The organism is Geminicoccus roseus DSM 18922 (assembly GCF_000427665.1).
Classification (GTDB): domain Bacteria; phylum Pseudomonadota; class Alphaproteobacteria; order Geminicoccales; family Geminicoccaceae; genus Geminicoccus; species Geminicoccus roseus.
In genome coordinates, this window is the sequence record NZ_ATYL01000004.1 from 25,106 (window position 1) to 41,942 (window position 16,837).

Here is a 16,837-nt window from a genome sequence, read left to right on the forward strand (position 1 = left end):
ACCCGTCTCCGCATCGCTCCCGGCAATCGTGCGGCTGGGCATCTACGCTGGGGTGACCGCCAGTGCGGCGTTCTCGACCTTCCTCGCGGGCCCGGTCCTGGTACGGCTCCTGGGTATCGAGGCCTTCGGGACCTGGTCGCTGATCGAGCCGCTCGTGCTCATGGCCGCGGCCGCGGCACTGCTGGGTGTCGATCATGGCCTGATCAAGCAGGTCTCCCACGACGGCAACGATCTTTCACCAGCACTCGGCCGACTGGTTCCCATCGGCCTGCCGGTGCTGCTCGCCGTGGCGGGGCTGGCCGGCATCGGAATCGCTGTCCCTGTTCTGGGCTGGGGCGCTGTTCCTGCCCTTGCGGTGCTCATCGTCGTGGAGGCGGTGCTCGGAATCCTGCTGTTCGGGTGCCGGGCCGCCAACAGGTTGGCGCCCTATGCCATCGGTCAGGCCGGCCGGCCGGCGATCTTCCTGCTGGCGCTGGGGATCGTCCTCGCCCTGACATGGCCCACGCGGCTTTCCCTCATGGATATCGTGCTGTTCCGCCTCCTGGCGGCGGGGTCCCTGGCACTCCTGTTAGTCATGATCCTACGGCCAGGGCCGCTCGCGCGACGCGGCGCCTATGCGGATGCCGTTCGCTACGGCGGCTTCATCCTGCTGACGGGCATGCTGGCTCAGGTCGCCGAGAGCGGCGACCGCTTTCTGCTCGCCTGGTTCGGTGAGCGAGCGGATGTCGGCGCCTACGTGGTCTACGTCAAGCTCACCGCCTTCGTCGGCCAGGGCATCACCATGCCCTTCATGCTGTGGTTCCCGGTTGAGCGCTTTGCGCACCTGAACGATCCGGACGGCGGTAGCGCCTTCTTCGACCAAGCGGCCCACCTGCTCCTCGCCCTCATGCTGACGGTGGCTGGCATGGTCGGGCTGGCCGGGCACGAGCTGGTCGACCTGTTCGCCCCCGGGCTGGCCTACGACCCTTGGACGCTGGTTCTGCTGATCATGGCAATCGTCACCGTCGGCATGACCTACCCCTTCAACGTCGGGCTGCTCAAGCCAGGCCACACGCACCGCAACCTCTATCCGGTCGGCGCCGGCGCACTGGCAGCCATCGCGATCGGCGCCGTCCTGATCCCATGGCTCGGCCTGCAGGGAGCGGCACTCGCCAAGCTTGGCGGTGCCATCGTCGCCTTGGGCACGCTGATGGTCCTGTCCCAGCGCATCCACCGGGTTGCCTTCCGCCATGGGCGGATGGTCGGCCTGTGCCTGGGCACGGCGATGCTCGGGACGCTGCTCGGTGCCGACCCACTTGCCGGCCTGCCTCTGGCCGTCCGGCTGGCGATGTTTCTGACCGGCATGGCCGTGGTCGTCGGGCTGACCGCCGGCCGCGGCCGCCTGCACAAGCTGGGGTCGCTTACCGGTGCCGGCCGAAGCGGTGCGGTGCCATCCCCGACAGCCGGGCGCGTGTCATGACCCTGTTCGTCCTGGGGGAGCCGGCCCTTCTCCGAGCCGACCACCCGCCCAGCCTGCTACGGCTACCGTATACCGCTGCCGGCCGGACCGGTATCGTCCTCCCGCACCTGGTGCTCCTCGGCATCGCCACGGCGGCGCTCGCCGCCGACTTTCCGCTCATGGCGCCCGGAAGCGGCCCTGCGAGCCTCATGCTGTTCGAGGTCGTCACCTGGGCGCTGTTTGGCATCATCCTGGTGAACGACCTGGCGCACCGGCGGCTGGACATCGCCAGCAACGGCCGGGATTTGCTGCCGGAACTTTTCCTCTACTGCATCTGGTGCATGGTGGCGGTGGTCCTGGCGCTCGGGATCAAGGGCGCCTCCGATACGGTCGGCAAGCTGAAGAACCTTCTGCCCGGCATTCTGCTGTTCATGCTGATGGCACGCATGCTGCACACGCGAAGACAGATCGTCGTGGTGCTCGTGATCTTCTTCCTTGGGATCCTGACCAATGCCGTCTTGGGCATAGGCCAGTTCCTGACGGGCAACTTCTATCTGGTGCCCCAGGTTTACAACAATGTCTGGAAAGCGGACATCTATGGTAATTTCCTCAGCCACACCGCCAACGGCCTGACCAACACACCCAACAACCTCGCCGCCCTCCTCATGCCAGGCCTAGTGCTCGGCACGACGCTCCTTCTCTCTGGTGAGGTCCGGCGGCGGCCGTTCCTGGCCATGTCGCTGCTAGGGTACCTCGGCATCGTCGCCCTCAGCATGTACTTCACCTTCAGCAAGGGCGGGATGATCTGGAGCATCCTGGGAATCGTGGTGGCACTTGTTCCGCTGCGGCCCCGCTGGCGGCTCTGGTTCGGACTCCTCGTCCTCCTGGGCGGCGTCGCTGCCATCCTGGTCTTCGCGACGGGCGGGTCAGGCGGTGGCGGCTCCGTGGACGTGAACACCGTCTCATCGCGGATTCTCCTGTGGGATGCCACCGGCCGCGCCATCGTCGACAGCGCCTATGCCTGGTGGTTCGGCGACAGCATGGAGATGGTGCGCCATGCCAATGCCACTCGCGCCTACTGGCCCCTTCCGACGGCACATAACACGTGGATGGACCAGCTCGTCTTCTTCGGATTGCCGGCCCTGCTCCTCTACCTGCTCCTGTGGTGGAACGCGGCGCGCCGGATCAGCGCTGCCCTGCCGGGAGCGCAGGGCCTGGACGCCCTCCTGCTCCGCGGCCTGCTGGGTTGCCTCGTCGCCATGGCGGGCATTCTGGTCTTCGAGCCGCGCGCCGACGGCGTTTTCCAGAGCGCGCAGATATTCTTCCTGATGGCCCTGGGCCTCTGCCTAGCCCGTCATGTTCGCGCGCTGGCTATTCCTCGATCGTCACATGGATGGATTTGGACATAATCAATGAGAATCGCCATTCTGCTCGATGACGCCTATGGGGGACGGGGCGGGATCGCCCAGTTCAATCGCGACTTCATCGAGGCCTGCTGTACCGATCCGGCAGGGCACGAGATCGTGCTGTTCCAGCGGATCGGAACCCAGGAGGCTCCCGCTCCCCTGCCTGCCGGCGCACGTTACGCCGTCCATCCGCCCGAGACCTTCCGCCACGGGCGGAATGTGAGCATCCGTTTTGTGCTCCTGAGCGTCTTCCGCCTCCTGCGCGAGCGCCGTTTCGACCTGATCGTCTGCGGGCACCTGTACCTGCTGCCATTGGCTGCCCCCCTGGCCGCGGCGACCGGCGCGCAGCTCGCCACGGTCATGCACGGGGTGGAGGCCTGGGGTCCGAGCCGGCACCGACTGGCAGACATGATGGCCCGCCGCGTCCGCAACATCATCAGCGTGAGTGGCCATACCTACGCCCGGTTCCTCAAGTGGTCGGGCAACCGGAACAGCCGCCCGTTCTTCATTCCGAACACGGTGGACGTGGATCGTTTCCGGGCACCGCTCGACCCGGCTGCGCTCAGGTCGCGGCTGGGCCTTGAAGGTCGGCGCGTCATCCTCACCCTTGGCAGGCTCTCCAGCCAGGAGCGCTACAAGGGCTACGACGAGATCCTGGAGGTGCTGCCGCGCGTGCGCCAGGCCCACCCGGACGTCGTTTACGTGCTGGGCGGCGACGGTGACGACCGCCCGAGGCTCGAGGCCAAGGCCGCACAGCTTGGCGTATTGGACCTGGTCCGCTTCCCGGGCTACCTCCCCGAGGCGGACAAGCCTCTCTACTACCAGATGGCCGACCTGTTCCTCCTGGCCGGACGTGGGGAAGGCTTCGGGATCGTGCTCCTGGAGGCACTTGCCAGCGGCTGCCCCGTCATCGCGAGCAACCTCGATGCGTCGGCCGAAGCGGTGCGCCATGGTGAACTCGGCACGGTCGTCGATCCGGGCAATCCGCACGAGCTGACCCAGGCGATCGTCAACGCCCTGAAGGACGCCCACAAGGGCGTGCCGGAAGGCCTGGACTATTACCGGCACGAGCACTTCGCCGAGCGAGTGCAGCAGATGCTGCGCTGCCTAGCCCTGCCGCAAAATCCCGCGAGTGCGCTGCCGCTTGCAGCGGCGCGTCGAATCAGCACGAAAGCCGACCGATGAAGAGCGACCAGGCCATGCTCGGGGACAAAGGGAGGCAGCTCCGTCTTTGCCTCGTTTCGAACTTCAACACCTTCTACCGCAACGGCGTGTTCGAGCACGTCGCCCACAGGCTCAAGACCCAGTTCCTGTTCTACTCGAACGGCTCAGAAAGCTATTGGCTGCCCGAACACGGCGTCTGGCGCGGGGATATCGAGCATGTTTACCTGAAGGGCTTCGATATCGCCGGCACCCGAATCACGCCAAGCCTGCCGTGGCACCTGTTAAAGGCTCCTTACGACGTCTACCTCAAATGCATTAACGGCCGGTTCGCCCTGCCGGTGACCTATCTCGTAGCGCGGCTGCGCGGCCGTCCCTTCGTGTTGTGGACGGAGGTCTGGATGCGCTACCGGACCCGCGCGCACCGATTGGTCTACCCGCTGACCCGCCACATCTATCGACATGCCGATGCGGTGGTCGCCTGCGGTGAGCATGTGGCGGCGTTCCTGCGCGAGGAAGGCGTGGATCCTGAACGGATCTTCGTGGCCCGCCATGCCGTCGACAACGCGGTCTATGCCCGGCCGGTTAACGAACTGGAGGTGGCCGCACTCCGAAGCCGGCTCGACATCGCGCCTGAGCAGAAGGTTGTCCTCTATATGGGGCGCATGACCGAGGTAAAGGGCCTGCCCTACCTGCTCCGCGCCTTCAGTATGGCCAAACGTAACGATGCGGTTCTGGTGCTGGCAGGCTCAGGCTCCGAGGAGGCCACACTTCGCGTCGAGGCAGCCGCCTTGGGCATCGCCGACCGCGTGCGCTTCGCAGGTTATGTTTCGGCGGAGCAGACTGTCAGCTATTATGCGCTTGCCTGGACGATGGTGTTGCCGTCGATCGAACTTGATCACATTAAAGAGACTTGGGGGCTCGTGGTCAATGAGGCTTTCAATCAGGGCGTGCCAGTAATCGCTTCCGATTCGGTCGGCGCGGCGGCCGGCGGTCTAGTCGACGACGGCGTGACCGGCTACGTGGTCCCGGAGCGGGACGCCGGCGCACTGGCCCATGCCATGACGGCTCTTTTGGACGATTTGGGCCTACGTCAGCGGATGAGCGCCACCTGCCGCGCGGTCATCACCCGGTGGACGCAGGAAGGGATGGCCGAGAGCTTCCTTGCCGCCGTCCACCACGCCCACCTGCATTTCAGCAAGACCGTACCATTCCGGCTAAGGCCGCCGCGTGTTCTTGGGGGGAAGCACCTCTGAGCCCGAAGATCCGTCCAGCCTACACGCCAACCTTCCGGAGGCAGATGGTGGATCTGGTCCGTGCAGGCGCTGAACCCACCCAGCTAGCCCAGCAGCTCGGGCCGTCGGCAGAAACGATCAGGAACTGGGTCAGGCAAGCCGATCGCAACGAACGACATCAATTGGCCGTTCCGATCTCAATCCTGCGCGACGAACTGGCGAAGCTCCGTCTGGAGAACCGGCGGCTGCGCGAGGAACGGGACATTTTAGCCAAGGCGTTCGCCCTGTTCGCCCGCCATCCGAGCTATACTTCCGGCGACTGAGTGCGCTTGCCGTGCCGGTCCAGCGTGCGGCAGGCGCTCTTCCGGAAGCGCCTGTCAGCACCTTTTCGTCAGCCCTGCCACGCCCCGATATGGCCGCCATCGGTCGCCGCGCCGAGGCAGATCGAGTCCGAGGCAAGCGACATGTTGCCCAGGGCCGTACTGGCGAAGCGGGGGTCTCCGCCCTGGTTGCCATAAGCCTTACCTCCCGACGCCGCCTGGAAATCGGCAATAGTATCGTAGAGTTGCTCCCAAGTAAGGAAATTTGTTCGTTCTGGGCCCGTACAGTTGCTGTAATATAGGTTCCCCTTACCTTTTCCGGATAAATTGGCACCACCGCCGACCACATAGAGCTGCTGGTTTGGGCTGCCGTAGAAGATATTGTTCCGGACGATGTTGTCGTCGAAGGCTGTGACGCTTTGCCCGCCGATCTCGGCTGCCCACCATCCGCCGCGGACCGTGTTGTGCTCGATCGTGTTTCGGGCGGCTCCGCGACCATTGTTCCCTTGAACGGAAATACCACCAGTGTAGAGCGCCTTTCCGCATGAATCGATACTGTTGGACTGGACAACACAGTCGTCGCTCTTCTCAATGAAGATGCCGCGAGACTGGCAGTTGGCGATGCGATTTGCACGCACCACCTGCGGCGCGCGAGGAGCAAAAACCTCATCAATCCAGATGCCGCAACCATGGTTATGCGGCGCTTGGTTCTCGGGCGCCCAGGCATGGATCCGGCAGTCCGCCACCGAGTTTCCCTCGATCAATAGGCCGCCCTGGATGCCGCTTGCCGCCCAGCCCCAGATCTTAATGCCGGCAGTCCATTGATGGCCGGGATCGGCGCCGACCATCTCGTTGTGGATCCTGCCGCAGCCGATCACTTGGTTGCCGCGGATGGTCCACCCGTTCATCCGTCCACCGCCGTTAATGCCGGTCTGCCCATGCTCGCTGACGAGGTTCGCCTCAATTAGGCCATTATCGTGCGTATGTTCCGTTCCAAACTCAATGCCGTTTTGAAAAGCTTCGACAATCTCACAGTTACGGATTACCGGTGCTTGCGCAGCACCCAAGACGACACAATGCCGGCGGGCACGCTCTAACCGCAGCCCCTCAATACGAATGCCTGGGAAACCATTCGTATTGAGGACGATGTCGCGGACGCTCGCCTCCACTAAAGGCCGGGTGCCGCTATCCTTGCCGCGGACAGTAAGAGTGCCGCTGGTCCAGCACCAGTCGCGGTAGGTAGTACAGGCAGCCACAGAGATCACGCGCCGGCCACGGCCATTGTCGATAAATACCTGGGTTGGCCCTGTCGAGAGTTCGACGCGCCAGATCTGCGGAGTGCTCGTTTTCACGAGAGAGCCATCCAGTCGATTGGCTCCGGTCAAGACCGGTAGTGTCCCGGAACCATATGAGCCTAGGCGCAGGGCTCCTGTATGCACGAGGAAGCTCTCCCGCCAGACTCCACCACGCTGGAAAAGGATCGTATCACCGTAGGCGCTGGCTCGGACGACCGCACGGACTGTGCGAAGTGGTCTGGCAGTTCCAAGCCCATCGTTGGTGTCCTGGCCTTGAGGCGACACGTAGAAGGTACGCGCAGCTCCGATGTAAACGGGGTTCTTGACTGATATTTTTGGGGAAAATCCGACTATCGCCCCCACGCTGATGAAAGACCGTCGATCTACCGGAAATTGCATGATATCTTCTCCGAAACTCATAATGAAGCTTAGAATCTGTTTACCATCATTGTCATGGCAAAAATTTGCAAAAGACGAGTTACCGGCTGCTACCACACATTTTTACAAAGGGATGGCTTTAAGCTCAGAATCGAACGTGAGGTGACCCGGCGGAAGTGGTCCATGTCGAACGTTAGCTTTTGGCGGATTTTCCCCCAGCGGAGGATTGGCCATGAAGCGGAAGCGGTTTTCGGTCGAGCAGATCGTGGCGGTGCTGAAGCAGGCGGATCTCGGCCTGCCGGTCGCCGACCTGATCCGGCAGGTTGGGATCTCGAAACAGACCTTTTATCGGTGGAAGAAGCAGTACGCCGGCCTGGAGTCGGACCAGGTCCGCGAGCTCAAGCAGGTGGTGGACGAGAACGCCCGGCTGAAGCGTTTGGTGGCTGAGCTCAGTCTGGATAAGGCGGTGCTGCAGGATGTCTTGTCAAAAAGTTCTCCGGCCAGCGCTCATGAAGGACGTTGTGGCCTATGTGGTGGCATCCCACGGCTACAGCGAGCGGCGGGCCTGTTCGTTGACGCGCCAACGCCGCTCCACCCAGCGCAAGCCGAGCAGGCGGGACCCACGCCTGGAGATCCGGAAGCGCATGCACGAGATCGCGGCGACGCGGATCCGCTTTGGCTACCGACGCGTGCACATCATGCTCAGGCGCGACGGCTGGGCGATAGGCAAGAACCTGGTCTGGCGGCTCTAAGGTAAGGAAGGGCTGGCACTGCGGATCAAGCGGCCACGGCGCCGCAAGATGGTCGTGCACCGTGAAGCAAGGTGCCAGCCGAACCGGCCGAACGAGGCTTGGAGCCTCGACTTCATCCACGACCAGCTGAGCAACGGGCAGAAGTTCCGTGCCCTGACGGTGGCCGACGTATTCAGCCGGGAGGGCCTGGCCATTGAGGTAGGCCGGGGCTGCGGGGCGAGCACGGCGTGGAGGTCCTGAACCGCCTGGTTCGGCAGCGAGGTGCGCCGAGGTACCTGTTCGCCGACAATGGCACAGAGTTCACCGGCCATTTGGTCGACCTCTGGGCCTACCACCATGGCACCCGGATCGACTTCTCCAGGCCCGGCAAGCCGACGGACAATGCGTTTATCGAGACCTTCAACGGCAGCTTGCGGGACGCGTGCCTGAACCTGCACTGGTTCGCGACGGTGGCCGAGGCGAAGGCCATCATCGAGGCTTGGCGGAGGTACTACAACGAGAGCCGTCCTCACATGGCTTTTGGTCATCGGACGCCACAGGAATACCTATTACGAACAGGCTCTTCGGGGCCGACGAAGGGTTCACAGAGCGTCAAAGGCTAACGCCGAACCTGGACCACCAAAGCCAAGCGCCTCAAGGCCGGCGAAGGCCATACCTCAGGGAGGATCACTCTTCAGGGGGCAGGCCCGGTGAGCTCGAAGGTCAGGATCTCACCTGTCCCGGCGTCGACGGCGAGGTGGAGCTTGTACTACGTGCGGTGCTTCTCGCCGTGCTTCCGCCGGTCCCCCTCACCCGGGCCATAGAAGGCCACGCCGGTGTTATCCAGCACGAGATCGACCGGCGCTTGCCGCTCCAGCGCATTCATGTCGATCGGCACCTTCCGTTTCCATCTTGCCAGGGTCTACCCCAGAAAGACATACCATCGAGACACCCTTCCCTGTCCCACATGGGTTGTTCTTGATCTTCCGAGACAGTAGATGGAACGGGTCTAGAAGCCAGCGAGACAAAGAGGCCCCTCCCCTCATGCCCACTTATGGCTATGCCCGGGTCAGCACCCTCGACCAGGACCTCACCCTGCAGAAGACTGCGCTGAGGGCCGCGGGCTGCAGCGTGGTCCGTGCGGAGAAGGCCAGCGGCAGCCGGCGCGACGGTCGCACCGAGCTGCAGGTGCTGCTCGACTTCGTTCAGCCAGGCGACACGCTGGTGGTCACCCGGATCGATCGCCTGGCCCGCTCGATGAAGGACCTGCAGGACATCGTGCACGAGCTCAAGGCCAAAGGCGTGAGCCTGAAGGCGACCGAGCAGCCGATCGACACCGGCACCGCGGTCGGCAAGGCGTTCTTGGACATGCTGGGGGTGTTCGCCGAGTTCGAAACCAACCTCCGCCGTGAGCGGCAGCTGGAGGGGATCAAGGCGGCCAAGGCCAAGGGCGTCTACAAAGGCAGGAAGCCCAGCATCGATGTGGCGGAGGTCAGGCGCCTGAAGGAAGAGGAGCAGCTCGGTGCTTCTGCAATCGCCAAGCGACTCCGGATCGGCCGGGCCTCGGTCTATCGGATCCTTGGAACTACCCGACGGTCCTGAGCGCAGCCAAAGGCTGCAGCCATCCCCGCCGCAGGATCATTTCGTCTAGACCCATTCGGCCGGTGCAGGTTTTCAGCTAGCGGATGCCTCACCCTCCAAACGATGTCTAATCTGCGGCCGCGCTCCCTCCCCTGCTCGAGCGGCACTGGCCGCCGTTCATGGAGTGCACCCCGTTTGACCGGACAGGGTCTGGGTTGGGCTAAGCACTGAGTTTGCGGAACTCGGCAGGCGATTGGAAGCGCAGCGCCGAGTGCGGGTGGATGGTGTTGTAGTCGTCCATCCATGCCGGCAGCAGACGGAGGACGGTAACGGCATCTGGCAGGATCGAGAGCTGCAGGTAGTCGCGCCGGAAGGTCTTCACGAAGGCCTCGGCGATGCCGTTGCTCTGGGGCGAGCGGACCGGGGTGAAGCACAGGCGCAGGCCAAGGGCGGTGGCGGTGTTCCGGGTGTCCTTGGCGATGTAGGCGCTGCCGTTATCGGACAACCATTCCACCGGGTGAGGCGTCTTCAGGCTGCCAAAGCGCTGCTCGACGCAGGCGAGCATGAGGTCCTGGACCATCTCGCCAGCAATCCCGGCAGTGGTGGCCGACCAGGCGATGATCTCGCGGTCGCAGGCGTCGATCGCGAACAGGACGCGGACGATCTCGCCATTGCGGCAGGTGAGTTCGAAGTGGTCGGAGCACCAGCGGACATTGGAGATCAGCGCGACGACCGCGCCGTCATGGGTACGACCGAGCTGGCGGCCGGTGTGCCGCTGCAGGACAAGCCCGTGCTTTTGGAGGATGCGCAGCACACGCTTGCTATTCACCTTTGGCAGGTTCTTGCCCTGGAGGCGGCGGTTCAAGAGCACGGTGATGCGCCGATAGCCGTACGAAGGCCGCTCCTCGACCAGCTGGCGGATCAAGGGCAGCAGCCAGTTGTCCTCGGCTTTGTGGTAGCACCCGCGCGGCTTGGAGGTGCGTGCCAAGCGCTCGACCAGGTTGGAGCGGGCAACACCGAGCGTGCTGGCGATGGTGGTCATCGCGAACCGTCCCTGCGACCGCTCCACGACGGCAGCAGCGAGATCGGTTTTTTTGCCCGTGCCACGTCCAGCGCCTCTTTGAGGATCTCGACCTCCAGGGTCTTCCGTCCCAGCAGCCGCTCCAACTCACGGACCCGCTTCTCCAGGTCGCGCACCTGGGTCTGGCCGACCACCGGCTCATCCACCTGCACGGCTTCGAAGCCGCCCTCCAGCATGCGCCGCCGCCAGTTGAACAGCATGCTGGGCGCAATGCCGGCTTGGCGGGCGACCAGGGATACGCTCATGCCCGGCTGCATGGTCTCTTCGACCAGCCGCACCTTCTCGGCCGTCGAAAACCGGCGCCGGCGCTGCACCGACGAGATCACCTCGACACGGGGCGGAGGTCCGTTCGGGTCTGAAGCCATCGTATTATCCATAGGCGTATGCCTATGCCTTATCGGCTATCGACCCTGTCCGGTTCAAATGGGGTGCAGTCCAGTTCAGTATCAGAGGCAGAACTGGAAAGATGTCAGCACTAGCGAGTCATTGCGTCCAACGTCAGCCGATGGCTATTTGTCAGCTATCTGATAGCTACTAGTTAGCTATCTAGGAGATGTCTACTTATGATGTTAGCCTAAGATATCTGGTAGCTATCTGGTATTGATCGCGACTTTCATCGCACTATATTCGCTGCTTCCACTTGATTGGCTAGCCATCAGCTATCTGGTAGCTATCCTACAGCTATCGGATGAGTGAGTTGTTAACCATACACACTGTTGATGTGTCCGTTCGGTTATCGCGCCACCCTCCAATAGCTGATAGCTACCAGCTAGCTGAACCAAGAATTAATCTTGCAGAGAAGGGGCGGGTATGCCGACCATCGTGTTTGCAAGTCCCAAGGGAGGGGTGGGCAAGTCCACCTCTGCGGTGTTGCTGGGGGCGGAGCTCGCCCTGAAAGGCGCGGCAGTAACGGTGATTGACGCTGATCCCAACAAGCCAGTGTCCGACTGGGCCCGGCGCCCGGGCCGGCCTGCCAACCTTATCGTCCGTGCCGACGTCACGGAGGACACAGTGATCGATGAGATCGAGGCGGCGGCGCGCCGGACCGCGTTCGTGATCGTTGACCTGGAGGGCACCGCCTCAATGATGGTGGCCTATGCGATCAGCCGAGCCGATCTAGTGATCATCCCGACGCAGGGCTCGCAGCTCGACGCTGCTCAAGCCGCCAAAGCCATTAAGCTGATCCGCCAGCAGGAGAAGGCGTTTGCCCGCCAAATCCCCTACGCAATTCTGTTCACCCGCACGAGTGCTGCAATCCGACCGCGCACGCTGCACTTCATCCAGGAGGAGTTCCGCCGCTACGGTGCACCGGCCTTTGACACACATCTCCACGAACGTGATGCCTATCGCGGGATGTTCTCGTTCGGTGGCACGCTGGAGTCGCTGAACTCGGGCCAAGTCAGCAACCTGGATGCAGCGATCGTCAACGCCCGTGCATTTGCGACCGAGGTGATTGGCATGCTACGCCGTGAGGCACAGCCTAAGGCGGCGCCGGCCGAAGCGGGAGCGGCCGGATGAACGGGGAACGTGCCAGCATCTTCGGCGACGACGATTTCGACGTCAGCGATTTCCAACCCCGACTGCCAGATCGGCCAGCGGCACCTCCAGAGGAGGTGAGGGCGGTTTCCGAGGCAGCAAGCTTTCGTAGTCGTGAGCCTAAGGACGTGGCGCAACTGCCGGCCCGGCGAGAGCAGCGCCGCTACCGTACCGGCCGCAATGCCCAACTCAATATCAAGGTCCGGCCTGAAACCCTTGAGGCCTTCTATGCGCTGGTCGACCAACATGGCTGGGTGCAGGGCGAGGCATTCGAACGCGCGCTTGCAGCACTGGAGCGTGAGCTTGACCTGCAGAAGTGAGGTACACCCTCAGGGTGTGCAGATTGGTTACAGGTATCGAGGAAACGTGATGCCGCCTAGCGCGTGCACCTCGATGCACATCCGTACTTTGGGGCCTTTTTTCCACAAGCCTTCTTGGACTCTGATGGCGGATTCTTGGACTCTGGTGGCGTTACGCGTAGTTATCCACTGGACTCTAGTGGCTCAACTAATAAAGAGAGAATCAAATATCTCTTCAAATAGCTAGCGCCACCAAAGTCCAAGTTGACGGGGTGGATTGTTCTGACCAGTGTCCTGGCATGGCCGACGTCCACCACCTGATCCTCCAGCACGGGATCGACGAAGCTCGTCGACAAGCGGTTACTCGCCATGAGCGAGCCGTGGTGGAAGCAGCCTATCAGGTGCTCGGCGACGAGACGGAAGGCATCGGCTTCACCTATTCAGGCTTCGCGCTGACCTCGCTCCCCCACAAGGAGCAGAGCGAGACCATCTGGAAGCGTGAAGGGCATAACCTTACCCTGATCCTGCAGTCTGGTGTCGACCGGCAGGGACAGGAAGTAGGGCTGCCCTATGGATCGTATGCCCGTTTCATTCTGTTGTTTCTGCAGTCCGAGGCAGTCAAGACTCGTTCACGCGAGATTGAACTGGGTCGCAGCATGCAGGTCTGGCTCGGCAGAATGGGCCTCTCGATTGGTGGGAACAGCTATCGGCTGGTGAAGGAACAAGCCAAGCGCATCTCCTTGTGCCGGCTAACTTTCTTTGGCGGCCTTGGGGACCAGCAGCTTCTGCGCAACGGCGCGTTCGTAGAGGGCGCCATCACGATGTCTGGCACTCCTACGCAGCCGTTCTTGTGGCAGGATCGAGTGCGACTGGATGAGGCCTTCTACCAAGCGCTACGCGACCATCCGGTACCGGTGAACGAGGCCTCGCTGCGCGCAATCGGTCCTCGTTCCATGGCGTTGGACGTCTATATCTGGCTGGCCTATCGGCTTCATGCCCTTAAGCGTGACACCGAAGTGAGCTGGCCTGCCTTGCACACGCAGTTTGGCGCAGGCTTCAAACGGCAGCGAGCTTTCAAAGCTCAATTCTTGGAAAGCCTTGAGTTAGCAGTGGCCGTCTATCCAGGCGCCAAGCTGGACGTCCACGAGCGCGGCGTAACGCTGTGTCCTTCGCCGGCAGCGATCACTAAGGCATAGGCGCCACCAGAGTCCAAATTCACGTGGCCTGTTCAAGTTAGATCAAGGCGCCTAATCCGAACCTCGGATTCTCAGGTGTAGGGTTTGAAGACCTCGTTGCACCTCGCCCCATCCTACCGGCTCGGCTATCGCCCGATCCCATCACGGTCAAAGCCGCTCCTGGCAGCGAAGAGACGGGATGGATGCACGCACCCGGCTGGGCTGGATCCGGTTCTACCAAGCGATCGGCAACGCCGGCATCGTCTGCCGCCGCTGCGGCATCTCCCACCCTACGCTCCGCAAGTGGTGGCAGCGCTATCGCGAGGCCGGCATCGCTGGGCTGGAAACCCGCAGCTCCCGACCACATCGTTCCCCAGGGCGCAGGGTCTTCCCGCAAGATATAGCTCTGATCCTGGACCTGCACCGCGGTCGGTGGCTCGGGTCCAAGCGCCTCCGCAACGAGCTCATCCGCGAGCATGGGCTCAAGCTTGGCACTCGACACCATCCAAAAGGTCCTGGTGCGCCACGGCGAGCGCTACCTTAAGCGCTAACCGCTGCAGCACAACGATACCAAGCGCTATAGCCGGCTGAAGCCTGCTAATCGCGTCCAGGGCGGTGTCTGTAAGATCGCGCCCAAGCTCTACCAGCTCGGCGGGCAGACTCGCTCGAGCGGGTCTGCGAGCTCATCGCTAAGATTCCGCTCAGCGACGACGTGTGGGACACCTACTATTTTGCCAAGGAGCGCATCCGCACCCCGGGCTACTGCTGGGACACCATCTTCGCGCGCCTGCGGTGACCACAGACCCTATACATCAGGCAGGAGCAGTTGGACTCTGGTGGCGCCTTCTAAAGCTTGGGAGGGAGTATCACACAACTGAAGCTATCTGATAGCTACTATATAGCTATCAGATAATAAAGCTGGCTGTGGCTAGGTCGGATGACGTTCCGGGTTCTTGAAGGGGTTTCGTGCTGAATCACAAGGCTTCGTGCTGCAGCGTGGAGCGGATGATGGCAACCAAGCGATACGAGCTGCGCGAGGAGCCGTGGACGCCGGTTGCAGCGTGCCGCCGGGCAAGGGGGATGACTTGGGCCGCTGGAGATCAGACAACCGCTTGCTGGTAAACGGATGCTTATGGGCGCCGCAGCCGGTGGAAGACAATGCACCGGCGGTTCGGCCGCTGGTGCCATGCCGCCCTGTCGAAGCGGGTGTTCAGTGGGCTGACCGGAACAACCAGCACTGCATGATCGACGTCACCATCATCCGGGCGCACCCGCAGACAGTGAGCAGGAAAGGGGCGTTCTTGCGGCGGACTGACCATCAAGGTCCACCTGCTTGCGGCCGCGCCCATGGCAGACCTGGGGAAACCCCATAGACTCTGGCAGACTGCCTGGGCCGGCGAGCCGGACACCAGAAGAGGTGCGGATGCCTTACCGATTGCCGCCATTGAATGGCCTGCGCCTATTCGAGGCAGCAGGACGACACTTGAGCTTCAAGCTGGCGGCGGAAGAATTGTGCCTCACCCCCAGCGCCGTCAGCCATGGCATCCATTCGCTTGAGGAGTGGCTGGGCGTCTCCTTGTTCGTGCGGGGCCACCGCGGCCTGGTCATGACGGTGGCAGGCGCCGCTTATCTGCCGCGGGTCCGCGAGGCGCTGGAACTCCTAGCCACGGCGACCGAAGCCGTTCCGGGGCGGCGACCGAGCGGTCGCTTGTCGATCAGCGTGGCACCCAGCTTCGGCCTGCGGTGGCTGATCCCAAATCTTCCCCGCTTCGGGGCGCAGCACCCTCATATCGAGGTGACGGTGGATACCTCGCACCGCCAGATCGAGTTCCCGCGCGACGGGATGGATCTGGCCATTCGCATGGGCCGGGGTGACTGGCCGGATCTCCATGCTAGCTGCCTGATTGTCGAGGCGCTCGTGCCGGTCTGCGCGCCCGCAGTGGCAGGCAGGATCGCAACGGCAACCGATCTGACGCGGCAGACGCTGCTACACGTCACGAATATATCTGAAGACTGGGCGCAATGGGCTCGTCTGGCAGGGGTGGATGGGCTGGATCTCAGCCGGGGACTGCGCTTCGACACTATCCATATGGCCATGGAAGCCGCAGCGCAGGGGCTGGGTGTTGCCATCGGACGCCTGCCGCTGATCGCGATGGACTTGGCTACCGGCCGTCTGGTTCCCGTTCTTGCACCGGCGCGGCGCGGCCGGACCGGATACTGGCTGACGACCAGCCGGGAGGCTCTGACCCGTCCCGAGGTCGCCGTCTTCCGGAACTGGATCCGCGCCGAGCTAAAGGAGACGGCATCGCCCGTGCTACCTCAGCGTCCGGCATAGGCCGATGGAGGGGCAAGGTGGCGATGCCGTCCACAAATCTCGCAGAAAATTGAATTCAGCTTGAACAGTGCCCCATGACTGGCTGATGCGTCACTCTTCCGGCGTCGAGCTCGAGCCGTGGAGGACAGTAGTCTTCTCAAGGTGGTCCAAAGGAGCGTTTCGACTGGGTTCGATCTACAATCTGACGTTCGATCTCGTCCGTGAGCTTCTTTCCATTGCGCGAGATGAGGTCGGCGGCCTCTCGGTCCCGCCGCCGCTCGGCGCGGGAAGCGAGACCATCTACGGCCCAGCGGATCGAACCCCGCAGGACCCTGATGAGCCAGTTCCGCTCACACCGTTGCTCCGCCGGAGGCTGCACGCTCCCGGTGTTCTCGCAGATCGCGCCCCGCGGCTGATCGATTCTGCGTCCGGGGAAGGCAGGCTGATTCGGCCAAACCGGGTCGCGGTCCCGGTAGCCCTGTGCCTGGGATGCGGCTTCGCACGCTTCGATGGACATGCGACCAGACCTTCTCGCGTTGCGCCAGTGGATACTGCGGCGCAGACCAAAGGCTGCCGCTCCCGGTCTTCGCCGGCAAACGCGAACAATTTGTGCGCGGGTGAATCCCGCTCATGCAGCGGCCGGTCAGGCCGGATCAGCCTGCCCTGCCTGGATGCAGGATGACTTTTGTGGAACGGATATGTTCAGCGAGCGCTGAATCAGGAGCGGGTCGGCCAAAACGAGAGGCTCCATCAGTTCCCCGCTCGGCAGAAGCGGTCGACCTCTTCCGGCGTACCCAGTGGGACGAAGCCCTTCAGGGACAGCATGATGGCCTTCATGCGTGGCCCCCGTTGCGGCCATCGCTGTTGGACGCTGTCGACTGCAAACA

Annotated in this window: 14 protein-coding genes and 1 pseudogene; 12 read left to right on the forward strand and 3 right to left on the reverse strand. The window is 63.0% G+C overall.

Going from position 1 to position 16,837, the window contains the following annotated elements:
- Window positions 1-28 precede the first annotated feature (28 nt).
- Genes GEMRO_RS0100715 through GEMRO_RS26650 form a run of 5 tightly spaced genes read left to right on the forward strand, consistent with a single transcriptional unit; the run spans window position 29 to window position 5,563 of the window.
- Window positions 29-1,459 carry a lipopolysaccharide biosynthesis protein gene (locus GEMRO_RS0100715; protein ID WP_027132505.1) on the forward strand — a complete coding sequence of 477 codons (1,431 nt, stop codon included), beginning with the start codon at window positions 29-31 and terminating at the stop codon, window positions 1,457-1,459.
- Entirely contained in the window at window positions 1,456-2,847 is a 1,392-nt protein-coding gene (locus GEMRO_RS0100720; RefSeq protein WP_027132506.1) for a hypothetical protein, read from the forward strand. Before GEMRO_RS0100715 ends, GEMRO_RS0100720 begins: the two co-directional genes overlap by 4 nt.
- Window positions 2,848-2,850: 3 nt before the next feature.
- Complete coding sequence (locus GEMRO_RS26640; protein ID WP_051328532.1) at window positions 2,851-4,029, forward strand: glycosyltransferase family 4 protein; 1,179 nt, start codon at window positions 2,851-2,853, stop codon at window positions 4,027-4,029.
- Window positions 4,026-5,261, forward strand: a complete 1,236-nt coding sequence (locus GEMRO_RS32190; RefSeq protein ID WP_027132507.1) for a glycosyltransferase family 4 protein — start codon at window positions 4,026-4,028, stop codon at window positions 5,259-5,261. Before GEMRO_RS26640 ends, GEMRO_RS32190 begins: the two co-directional genes overlap by 4 nt.
- An 8-nt stretch (window positions 5,262-5,269) precedes the next feature.
- Window positions 5,270-5,563, forward strand: coding sequence for a transposase (locus GEMRO_RS26650; RefSeq protein ID WP_276202814.1), 294 nt, complete (start codon window positions 5,270-5,272; stop codon window positions 5,561-5,563).
- Between the two features lie 68 nt (window positions 5,564-5,631).
- Here the strand turns inward: GEMRO_RS26650 and GEMRO_RS33165 are convergent, their stop codons facing one another.
- Window positions 5,632-6,945 carry a right-handed parallel beta-helix repeat-containing protein gene (locus GEMRO_RS33165; RefSeq protein WP_169728288.1) on the reverse strand — a complete coding sequence of 438 codons (1,314 nt, stop codon included), beginning with the start codon at window positions 6,943-6,945 and terminating at the stop codon, window positions 5,632-5,634.
- Window positions 6,946-7,465: 520 nt separating this feature from the next.
- Between GEMRO_RS33165 and GEMRO_RS26655 the strand changes: the two are divergent.
- Window positions 7,466-8,587 (forward strand): annotated as a pseudogene (locus GEMRO_RS26655) (IS3 family transposase).
- Between the two features lie 146 nt (window positions 8,588-8,733).
- Here the strand turns inward: GEMRO_RS26655 and GEMRO_RS35575 are convergent.
- A complete protein-coding gene (locus GEMRO_RS35575) occupies window positions 8,734-8,862 on the reverse strand; it encodes a hypothetical protein (protein ID WP_276202812.1) in 129 nt (42 codons plus the stop codon).
- Between the two features lie 146 nt (window positions 8,863-9,008).
- Between GEMRO_RS35575 and GEMRO_RS0100750 the strand changes: the two genes are divergently transcribed.
- On the forward strand, window positions 9,009-9,566 hold the full coding sequence (locus GEMRO_RS0100750; protein WP_027132508.1) for a recombinase family protein: 558 nt from the start codon (window positions 9,009-9,011) through the stop codon (window positions 9,564-9,566).
- 199 nt (window positions 9,567-9,765) lie between these two features.
- Here the strand turns inward: GEMRO_RS0100750 and GEMRO_RS0100755 are convergent.
- A protein-coding gene (locus GEMRO_RS0100755; RefSeq protein WP_157505378.1) for an IS3 family transposase occupies window positions 9,766-11,003 on the reverse strand; the annotation gives its coding sequence in 2 pieces (ribosomal slippage) (window positions 9,766-10,643 and window positions 10,643-11,003; 1,239 coding nt in all).
- A gap of 433 nt (window positions 11,004-11,436) precedes the next feature.
- On the opposite strand from GEMRO_RS0100755, the gene GEMRO_RS0100765 reads away from it, so the two are divergent.
- From GEMRO_RS0100765 to gcvA, 5 genes are all read left to right on the forward strand, one after another.
- Complete coding sequence (locus GEMRO_RS0100765) at window positions 11,437-12,144, forward strand: ParA family protein (RefSeq protein ID WP_027132511.1); 708 nt, start codon at window positions 11,437-11,439, stop codon at window positions 12,142-12,144.
- The gene (locus tag GEMRO_RS0100770) at window positions 12,141-12,482 is read left to right on the forward strand and encodes a hypothetical protein (protein ID WP_027132512.1); all 342 of its coding nucleotides are present in this window, start codon (window positions 12,141-12,143) and stop codon (window positions 12,480-12,482) included. Before GEMRO_RS0100765 ends, GEMRO_RS0100770 begins: the two co-directional genes overlap by 4 nt.
- A 278-nt stretch (window positions 12,483-12,760) precedes the next feature.
- Entirely contained in the window at window positions 12,761-13,657 is an 897-nt protein-coding gene (locus GEMRO_RS0100775) for a replication protein RepA (protein WP_027132513.1), read from the forward strand.
- Window positions 13,658-13,835: 178 nt separating this feature from the next.
- Window positions 13,836-14,180: a helix-turn-helix domain-containing protein gene (locus GEMRO_RS35880; protein ID WP_084506378.1), complete on the forward strand. Its 345-nt coding sequence runs from the start codon at window positions 13,836-13,838 to the stop codon at window positions 14,178-14,180.
- An 879-nt stretch (window positions 14,181-15,059) separates the two neighbouring features.
- Entirely contained in the window at window positions 15,060-15,971 is a 912-nt protein-coding gene (gene gcvA / locus GEMRO_RS0100785; protein ID WP_027132514.1) for a transcriptional regulator GcvA, read from the forward strand.
- Window positions 15,972-16,837: the final 866 nt, after the last annotated feature.

Coding starts and splice junctions, on each gene's coding strand:
- GEMRO_RS0100775 (WP_027132513.1), top strand. CDS start 12,761: ATGGCCGACGTCCACCACCTGATCCTCCAGCACGGGATCGACGAAGCT.
- GEMRO_RS35880 (WP_084506378.1), top strand. CDS start 13,836: ATGGATGCACGCACCCGGCTGGGCTGGATCCGGTTCTACCAAGCGATC.
- GEMRO_RS26640 (WP_051328532.1), top strand. CDS start 2,851: ATGAGAATCGCCATTCTGCTCGATGACGCCTATGGGGGACGGGGCGGG.
- GEMRO_RS0100720 (WP_027132506.1), top strand. CDS start 1,456: ATGACCCTGTTCGTCCTGGGGGAGCCGGCCCTTCTCCGAGCCGACCAC.
- GEMRO_RS0100770 (WP_027132512.1), top strand. CDS start 12,141: ATGAACGGGGAACGTGCCAGCATCTTCGGCGACGACGATTTCGACGTC.
- gcvA (WP_027132514.1), top strand. CDS start 15,060: ATGCCTTACCGATTGCCGCCATTGAATGGCCTGCGCCTATTCGAGGCA.
- GEMRO_RS0100750 (WP_027132508.1), top strand. CDS start 9,009: ATGCCCACTTATGGCTATGCCCGGGTCAGCACCCTCGACCAGGACCTC.
- GEMRO_RS0100765 (WP_027132511.1), top strand. CDS start 11,437: ATGCCGACCATCGTGTTTGCAAGTCCCAAGGGAGGGGTGGGCAAGTCC.
- GEMRO_RS32190 (WP_027132507.1), top strand. CDS start 4,026: ATGAAGAGCGACCAGGCCATGCTCGGGGACAAAGGGAGGCAGCTCCGT.